The 8,034-nt window shown below is 75.3% G+C and carries 6 protein-coding genes and 1 pseudogene; 4 read left to right on the top strand and 3 right to left on the bottom strand.

What is annotated here, in order from left to right:
• Positions 1-364, top strand: a pseudogene (locus tag K6U79_04565) (adenylyltransferase/cytidyltransferase family protein).
• A 422-nt stretch (positions 365-786) separates the two neighbouring features.
• On the opposite strand, the gene K6U79_04560 reads toward K6U79_04565, so the two are convergent.
• Entirely contained in the window at positions 787-1,083 is a 297-nt protein-coding gene (locus K6U79_04560; GenBank protein MCL6521630.1) for a 4a-hydroxytetrahydrobiopterin dehydratase, read from the bottom strand.
• A 35-nt stretch (positions 1,084-1,118) separates the two neighbouring features.
• The gene (locus tag K6U79_04555) at positions 1,119-2,012 is read right to left on the bottom strand and encodes an isoaspartyl peptidase/L-asparaginase (GenBank protein MCL6521629.1); all 894 of its coding nucleotides are present in this window, start codon (positions 2,010-2,012) and stop codon (positions 1,119-1,121) included.
• A gap of 155 nt (positions 2,013-2,167) precedes the next feature.
• On the opposite strand from K6U79_04555, the gene K6U79_04550 reads away from it, so the two are divergent.
• From K6U79_04550 to K6U79_04540, 3 genes are all read left to right on the top strand, one after another.
• Entirely contained in the window at positions 2,168-3,070 is a 903-nt protein-coding gene (locus K6U79_04550; protein ID MCL6521628.1) for a transketolase, read from the top strand.
• Positions 3,070-4,038, top strand: a complete 969-nt coding sequence (locus tag K6U79_04545) for a transketolase family protein (GenBank protein ID MCL6521627.1) — start codon at positions 3,070-3,072, stop codon at positions 4,036-4,038. Before K6U79_04550 ends, K6U79_04545 begins: the two co-directional genes overlap by 1 nt.
• Positions 4,039-4,121: 83 nt before the next feature.
• Positions 4,122-4,700, top strand: coding sequence for a molybdenum cofactor guanylyltransferase (locus K6U79_04540; GenBank protein MCL6521626.1), 579 nt, complete (start codon positions 4,122-4,124; stop codon positions 4,698-4,700).
• Positions 4,701-4,752: 52 nt separating this feature from the next.
• On the opposite strand, the gene K6U79_04535 is transcribed toward K6U79_04540, so the two are convergent.
• Positions 4,753-7,998 carry a transglycosylase domain-containing protein gene (locus K6U79_04535; GenBank protein MCL6521625.1) on the bottom strand — a complete coding sequence of 1,082 codons (3,246 nt, stop codon included), beginning with the start codon at positions 7,996-7,998 and terminating at the stop codon, positions 4,753-4,755.
• Positions 7,999-8,034: the final 36 nt, after the last annotated feature.

Genomic DNA, 8,034 nt, shown 5'->3' with positions numbered 1-8,034 from the left:
GCTCCACGCCGGCCACGTCCGCTACCTGGAGGCGGCGCGCGCGCTGGGCGACCTGCTGGTGGTGGCGGTCAACGGAGACGCGAGCGTCCGCCGCCTGAAGGGGCCGCTCAGGCCCTTCGTCCCCGCGGCCGAGCGGGCCGAGCTGCTGGCCGCGCTGGCCGCCGTCGACTTCGTCGTCCTCTTCGACGAGGCCAGCCCGGCCGGGCTCATCGCCCGCCTGCGACCGGAGATCTACGCCAAGGGGGGCGACTACGCCGGCCGCCCGCTGCCGGAGCGGCCGGTGGTGGAGGCCTACGGCGGTCGCGTGGTCCTCCTGCCGCTGCTGGAGGGCCGGAGCAGCAGCTCCCTGGCCGAACGGGTGGCGGCCCGGGTGGGCGGGGAACGGTGGCGGTCGCGCTTCCTGGAGAGGTGGCGCGCGCAGGGCGAGCGCCTGGAAGAGGCGCTGGCGGCGGCCCGGGCAGCCGGCGCCAGCGGCGGGGGGGCGCTCGACCGGCTCCTGTCCGCGGAGCGCGAGGTGCTGGCGCTCCTTGGCGAGAGCGGCGCGGGGGCCGGGGAGGGGAAGGCGGGCGCGACGCCGGCCGGCGCGGGCCGCGAGGCGCTGGAGGCGGCGCTGGAGGCGGCCGTCCGGGAGCTGCCGGCCGGGCGGCTAGGGGAGGCGGAGACGGCCGGCGGGCGCGATCTGGCCGCCCGCCTGGAGGAGCTCCTGCTGGAGCGCGAGCGGGCCGCCGCCCTGCTGGCTGGCCCCGGCGGGGCGGAACGCGGGACGGCGGCCCCGGGGGAGCGCGTCTAGGCGACCGTGCCGGCCGCCCCGAGCCGCTCGATGCGGGCCGCCAGCTCCAGATCCTTCTCCGTGACGCCGCCCTCGCTGTGCGTGGCCAGCGTCAGCGTCACCTCGCCGTAGCGGACGAGCAGGTCGGGATGGTGGTCCGCCTTCTCCGCCAGCAGGGCCACCTGCTGCACGAAGCCCATGGCCGCCACGAAGTCGGGGAAGCGGTAGCGGCGGCGGATGGCGCCCTCCGCCCACTCCCATCCCGGCAGCGCCGCCAGCCGGCGCTCCACCTCGGCCCGGTCCAGAACCGCCATGGATCCTCCCTCCCTCTCAGGCGCCGGCCTCCGCCTCAGGCCCCGGCCTCCAGGCCCTCCTCGCCGGCGCGGGCCCAGGCCATGCGCCCCGTGTTGAAGGCGAAACCCAGTCCGCCGCGGGCGTCCACGCCGATCAGACCGGCCTCCACGCCGGCGCGCCCGGCCAGCTCCACCACCGCCCGCACGGCGCTCATGGCGTCCTCCCGCTCCATCCGCTCCACCGCCAGGCGGGTGAGGCCAAGGCGGAGGATGCCCTCGCCGTGTCCGGTGGCCGAGGCGGCGCCCAGGGCGGAGGCGAAGGTGCCTGCGCCCATCACCGGCGTGTCGCCCACGCGGCCGGGCAGCTTGAGGGAGATGCCGCCCGTGGACGTGGCGGCGGCCACACGGCCACGGGCGTCCACCGCCGCCGCGCCCACGGTGGAGTAGTGCCGCTCGCGGGCCGCCTGCTCTGCCAGCCGCCTCCAGTAGGGCGACTCACCCGCCTCCAGCAGGCGGCGGTCGCGCTGCCAGCGCTCCAGCCGCTCCACGGTCACCGGGTTGTACGGCTCGAAGCCGCGCGCACGGGCGAACTCCAGCGCTCCCAGGCCGGCCAGCAGCAGGTGGTCCGTCTCCTCCATCACCGCCCGGGCGACGTCGACGGGATGGCGAACCCGCGGCAGCGCGGCCACCGCGCCGAAGCCGCCCTCGCCGGTGGCGACCGCGGCGTCCATCTCCACCTCGCCCGCCAGGTTGAGGACGGCGCCCGTGCCGGCGTTGAAGTGCGGGTCGTCCTCCAGGGTGCGGACCGCGGCCAGCACGGCCTCCAGCGCCTCCCCGCCCGCGGAGAGGACCTGCCAGCCGGCCCGCGCCGCCGCCTCCACCCCGGCGCGGAGCCGCCCGTCCGGGTCGCCCCCGTGGCCCACGCCCCCGTGCACCACGATGCCCGCCATCGCTCTCCCCTCCTCGGCCTTTGCGGCTCCATCTTGCGGTGCCGGCCGCCGCCGGTCAAACCGCCCGTCCGGTCCCGGGGGCCGCGGGCGGTAGAATAGGCCTCGAGGCGGCGCGCCCGAGCCGCCCCATCACGCCGGAGGTGTTGGTCTTGAGCCTGCTTCAGACCACGTTGGACGTCGACCTCCTGCGCCGCCGCGCGCAGACGCTCCGCCGGGACGTCATCCGCATGTTGGAGGAAGCGGGCTCCGGCCATCCCGGGGGTTCGCTCTCGGCCGCCGACCTCGTGGCCGCGCTCTACTTCGGCGTCCTGCGCCACGATCCCGAACGGCCCGACTGGCCCGACCGGGACCGCTTCATCCTCTCCAAGGGCCACGCCGTCCCCGTCCTCTACGCAGCGCTGGCCGAGGCCGGCTACTTCCCGCGCGAGGAGCTGGGGACGCTCCGCCGCATCGACAGCCGTCTGCAGGGCCATCCCTCGCACCGCGACCTGCCCGCCGTGGAAGCCTCCACCGGCTCGCTGGGCCAGGGGCTCTCCATCGGCCTGGGCATGGCGCTGGCGGGGCGGCTGGACGGCCGTGACTACCGCGTCTTCGTCCTGCTGGGTGACGGCGAGCTCCAGGAGGGGCAGGTCTGGGAGGCCGCCCTCTCGGCGCCGCGCTGGCAGCTGGAGAACCTGGTGGCCATCGTCGACTCCAACGGGCTTCAGCTGGACGGGCCGGTGGGCGAGATCCTGCCGCTCGAACCGCTGGCCGAGAAGTGGCGCCAGTTCGGCTGGGACGTGGTCGAGATCGACGGCCACGACATGGCCCAGGTGCTGCGCGCGCTCCTCTGGGCGGCGCGCCGCGGCTCCGCCGGGGCGGAGGAGCGGGGCCGGGCCGCCCCGGACGGGCGCCTCCCGCTGCCCGAGCGGCGTGCCGGCCGGCCGGCGGCGGTGGTGGCGCGGACGGTAAAGGGGAAGGGCGTCTCCTTCATGGAGGGGAACAACGACTTCCACGGCCGCGCGCCCACGCACGAAGAGGCGGCGCGCGCCCTGGCCGAGCTGGGGGGTGAGGCCTGATGGCGCTGGCGCTGGGCCCGGCCACGCGCGAGGCCTACGGCGAGGTGCTGGTCGAGCTGGGCCGGGAGATGCCCGAGCTGGTGGTGCTGGACGCCGACCTGGCCAAGTCGACCTACACGAAAAAGTTCGCCGAGGCCTTCCCCGAGCGCTTCTTCGACATGGGCATCCAGGAGGCCAACATGGTCGGGGCCGCCGCCGGTCTGGCGCTCTCCGGCAAGGTGCCCTTCGTCTCCAGCTTCGCCACCTTCGTCATGTCCAAGGCCTTCGACCAGCTGCGCCTGGCCGTGGCCTACAGCGGCGCCAACGTCAAGATCGTCGGCAGCCACGGCGGCATCTCCATCGGCGAGGACGGCGTCTCGCAGATGTCCATCGAGGACGTGGCCCTGGCCCAGGTGCTGCCCGGCTTCACCGTCCTCGTCCCGGCCGACGCCGAGGCGACGCGCCAGGCGGTACGAGCCGCGGCCCGCCATCCCGGCCCCGTCTTCATCCGGGTGGGCCGCCCCAAGGCGCCGGTCGTCTACGAGCGCCCCTTCGAATTCCGCATCGGGCGCGCCCAGCTCCTGCGCGAGGGCCGCGACGTCACCCTGGTGGCCGACGGCCTGCTGGTGGCCGCCGCCCTGGAGGCGGCCGAGCGCCTGGCCGGGGAGGGCATCGCCTGCCGCGTGCTGGACATGGCCTCGGTCAAGCCGCTCGACCGGCAGGCGCTGGTCCATGCCGCCCGCGAGACGGGGGCGCTGGTGGTGGCCGAGGAGCACCAGATCTTCGGCGGCCTGGGCTCCAGCGTCGCCCTGGCGCTGGCCGAGGAGGAGCCGGTGCCCGTGGAGTTCGTCGCCATCCGCGACACCTTCGCCGAGTCGGGCAAGCCGGAGGAGCTCCTCAGGAAGTACGGCCTGACCGCGGAGGCCGTGGCCGAGGCCGCGCGGCGGGTGCTGGCGCGCAAGCGGGCGCGCCCCGCCGCCCGGGCGTGAGCGCGCAGGGGCTCCCCGGCGCGCCCCGGGAGGAGGGGCCGGAGGCCTCCCTCATCCTTCTGGCCGGCGGTGCGAGCCGGCGCATGGGACGCGACAAAGCGCTCCTGCCTTTCGGCGGCGAGCCGCTGATCACCCGCATCGCGCGCAGGCTCGCGCCCGTGGCGGCCGAGGTGGTGGTGGTGGCCAACCGCCCCGAACCCTACCTCCGGCTCGGCTTCCGGGTCGTGCCCGACCCGCTGGGCCTGGAGGGCGAGGGACCGTTGGCCGGCCTGCTGGCGGGGATGCGGGCGGCCACCCGGGAGTCCTGCCTGCTGGTCGCCTGCGACATGCCCTTTGCCTCGCCCTGCCTCGCCCGCCTGCTCCTGGCCCCTCTGCAGGAAGGCTGGGAAGCGGCCCTGCCCGCCCCCGGGGGGCGCGAGCACCCGCTTTTCGCCGCCTACCGGCGCGCGCTCGCCCCGGACGTGGCGGCGGCGCTGGCAGCCGGCGTGCGGCGCCCGCTGGACTTCCTGGCCGGCCGTCGCCTGCGCCGCCTGGAGGAGGCGGAGATCGCCGCCTGCGGATCGCCTGGGCTTCTCCTGGCCAACGTCAACCGCCCGGAGGAGTACCGGCAGGCGCTGGAGGAGGCGGGGGAGACGGAGGAGGCGGGCGGGACGGGGTCCTGAGCGGACCGGGTTGGCGGAGCGGCGCCGGCGGGGGAACCGGCGCCGCCCTCTTTCAGCGGAGGACCACCAGGGCGGAGGCACCGGCCACCCCCGGGTCCACCACCACCTGCACGCCCGGTTTGAGCACGCCCAGACCGGCCAGCTGACCGCCCGCCACCACCACGGGCGAGGCGCCCAAGTCCACCTGGACCGGCTGCTGCCCGGCCTGGAGGAGGAGGGTCGACCCCCGGCGGCCGGCCACCGCGCCCGAGAGCTGCCCGGGCGGCTGGCTGAGCGCCACCCGGCTGGCCTGCCCGCCGGCGTCCAGGGCGAGCGTCGCCTGCTCGCCGACGTAGGCGGCCAGCTGGTCGGGCGAGACGGCCAGGCCGTCGAAGCTGATCCGCGCCCCCGGCGCCAGCGTCGCCTGCTGGAGCGAGCCGCCGCTCCAGAGCAGCAGCTCCCCGCCCGACGTCCCCACCAGCCAGCCGCTGAGCGTGGCGCCCTGGGTGGCGGAGCCGCCCGCCGGCGCGCCGGACGGACCGCCCGACGAGGCCTCGATGGCGGTCACCGCCCCGCTGCGGGGGTCGGTGAGGAGGGTGGCGGCCATCCCCGGCCGGAGCGCCGCAAGGCTGGAGGGCTGGCCGTCCAGCGTCACACGCACCTGCGGGTCCAGGGTCAGGATCTCGGGGCCGCCGCCCGAGGCGGGGCTGAAGACGAGACTGCCGGCCTCCAGCGAGACGATGGTGCCGCTGGTGCCCGGGGTGGCGGCCAACGTCAGGTCCAGGGCCGTCACGCGCCCCGAGGCGTCCAGCTGGGCGACGGCGGGAGCACCCGGCAGGACCTGGGCCGGGTCGACGGGCTGGCCCTGGGCGGTGACGGCGGCATCAGGCGCCAGGGGGAGCGTGACCTGGCCTCCTCCCGCCAGGGTGAGCGTCACCTGCGTGGCGTTTAGCGCGTCCAGGGTGCCGCTCAGGGAGAGGCTTCCCTTTCCCTGCGCGTCCACCACCAGCACCGCCTGGCCGTTGGAGAGCCAGACGGTGACGCTATCGCCCACCTGGACCAGCGAGGGAACGTCTCCGCTCCCCCCGGGTCCCACCGCCACCGCGCCCGGAGCCAGCGGGACGTCCACCGGCCCCAGGGTGGTGTCCAGCGTCAGCGAGAGCGACGAGACCGCAGCCACCGTCCCCTGGATCACGTTCTGCTGCCCGAGCAGGAAGCCGGCCGGCACCGTCCCCTTGACGAAGGGCACGCCGTCGACCACCACCACGTTGGGGGGGACGGCGAAGCCGCGGGAGGGCCGCCCCATCTGGCGGAAGACCTCGAGCAGCAGCTGCGCCGCGCTGTCGCTCGTGATGCCGCTCGGCCAGCGGCCCTGGTCCGGGCGCCAGAGGCCGATCCAGGAACAGCCCACCAGCTCCGGCGTGTAGCCGCAGAACCAGACGTGGCCGGTGGACGTGCCGCCCGAGGGGAGCGCGCGGCTGGCCGTACCCGTCTTGCCCGCCGCCGGCCAGTCGGGGCCGACGCCGGTCTGCGCGGCGGCTCCCCGGGCGGTCCCGTCGGGCGGCAGGAGCGGGAAGCGGAGCAGGTAGGTCATCAGGTAGGCCGTGGACGGCTGGACCACCTGCTTCTGGACCAGCTGGTGCTGGTAGAGGACGTTCCCCTCCGGCCCGACGACGCGCTCCACGGCGAAGGGCTCCGAGCGGAGGCCGCCGTTGGCGAAGGCCGTATAGGCGCCGGCCATCTGCAGCAGGTTGACGCCGCGGTCCAGGTCGCCCAGCGCCAGGCGGCGCGGGTTGTTCCAGTCCTGGCTGTCGCCGGGGCCGCTGAGGATACCGAAGGCCTGGGCGTAGCGCGATGCGGTGGAGGCGCCGATCTGCTGGAGCGTCCAGACCGCCGAGACGTTGAAGGAGGCGCCGATCGCCCGGCTGACCGGCACCAGCGGCAGGTAGGGGTCGCCCGGGTAGTTGCGCACAGGCGCCCCCTCGGCCACCACGTCGCTGGCGTCGGAGACCTGGGAGACCACCGTCAGCTTGCCCACGTCCAGGGCGGGCCCGTAGACCGTCAGCGGCTTGATGGCCGAACCGGGCTGCATGGCGCCCGACCAGGCGGGGACGAACCCCTGGCTGAAGGGGTTGGCCGTCTGGTAGGAGCCGTAGATAGCCCGCACGGCGCCGTTCCTGGGATCGAGCACGACGGTGGAGGAATCCAGGTTGCGATCCGCCCGGAGCGCGCCCAGGATGCTTCCGTTGTGGCCCGGCTGGTAGAGGCTCTCCACCGCCTGCTGCACGCCCGGGTCCAGGGTGGTGTAGATCTTGTAACCGCCGGTGTGGAGGAGCGTCGGGCTGACCGGCAGCTCTCCGCTGGCGCTGAGGCGGGCCAGCTCCACGTCCACGTACTCCAGGAACCAGGGATAGGAGACGGCCGCCTGTTTCTCGCTGGCCAGGCCCATCTGGGCGAAGCCCTGGGCGGCCGCCGCCCGCGCCTCGGCCGGGGTGATGGCGCCGGCGCGGACCATGGCGTTCAGCACCACGTCCCGCCGCTCCAGCGCCAGCTTCTGGTGCTCGGCCCGCAGCTGCGGGTCGGAGACCAGCGGGTCCAGCGCCGAAGGCGCGTTGACCAGGCCGGCCAGGAGCGCCGACTGGGCCAGCGTCAACTGCGAGGCAGGCTTCCCGAAGTAGGTCTGCGCCGCCGCCTCGACGCCGTAGGCGCCGTGGCCGAAGTAGACCTGGTTCAGATAGAACTCCAGGATCTGGCGCTTGCTGTAGAGACGGGCGATGCGGATGGCGTAGAGCGCCTCGCGCACCTTTCGCGAGAGCGAGACCTGGCTGCCGACGACGGCGTTCTTGGCCAGCTGCTGGGTGATGGTGGAACCGCCCTGCACGATGCGGCCGGCGCGGATGTCCGCCCAGAGGGCGCGCACCACCGCCAGCGGATCGATGGGCGGCTCCGTCCAGAAGTTCCGGTCCTCCACCGCCACGATGGCCTGCTGCATGGAGGGAGCGATCTGGTCCAGCGGGACCGGTTTCCGGTTGGCGGTCCCGGGAAGGGCGCCCACCTCCCGGCCGTTGCGATCGTAAACCAGCGTGGCGGAGGCGCCCATCAGCTGCGCTGGCGAGATGCCCGGCAACGGGCCGACCTCGGCATAGAGGAGAAGGCCCGAGCCGACAGCCAGGACGGCGCCCAGGGCCAGCCAGAGAACGGTCCAGGCGGCGCGGCGGAAGCCGCCGCGCCCCGCACCTCCCTCCGACCGGCCGCCGCGGCCTCCGTTCCGGCGCCCGCCAGGAAGCGAACCGGGAGTCCGACCCCCGCTTTCGCGCATGGCCAGCCTCCTTCCTCACCAAAGGGTACGACAGGC

The sequence above is a fragment of the Bacillota bacterium genome (assembly GCA_023511835.1).
GTDB lineage: Bacteria > Bacillota > Sulfobacillia > JAIMAT01 > JAIMAT01 > JAIMAT01.
This window is presented reverse-complemented; position numbering and strand designations above follow the sequence as displayed.

Bases quoted from the DNA above. Each gene is read 5' to 3' on its own strand.
- K6U79_04545 (MCL6521627.1), top strand. From the start codon at position 3,070: ATGGCGCTGGCGCTGGGCCCGGCCACGCGCGAGGCCTACGGCGAGGTG.
- K6U79_04560 (MCL6521630.1), bottom strand. From the start codon at position 1,083: ATGGCGGTTCTGGACCGGGCCGAGGTGGAGCGCCGGCTGGCGGCGCTG.
- K6U79_04540 (MCL6521626.1), top strand. From the start codon at position 4,122: ATGGGACGCGACAAAGCGCTCCTGCCTTTCGGCGGCGAGCCGCTGATC.
- K6U79_04535 (MCL6521625.1), bottom strand. From the start codon at position 7,998: ATGCGCGAAAGCGGGGGTCGGACTCCCGGTTCGCTTCCTGGCGGGCGC.
- K6U79_04555 (MCL6521629.1), bottom strand. From the start codon at position 2,012: ATGGCGGGCATCGTGGTGCACGGGGGCGTGGGCCACGGGGGCGACCCG.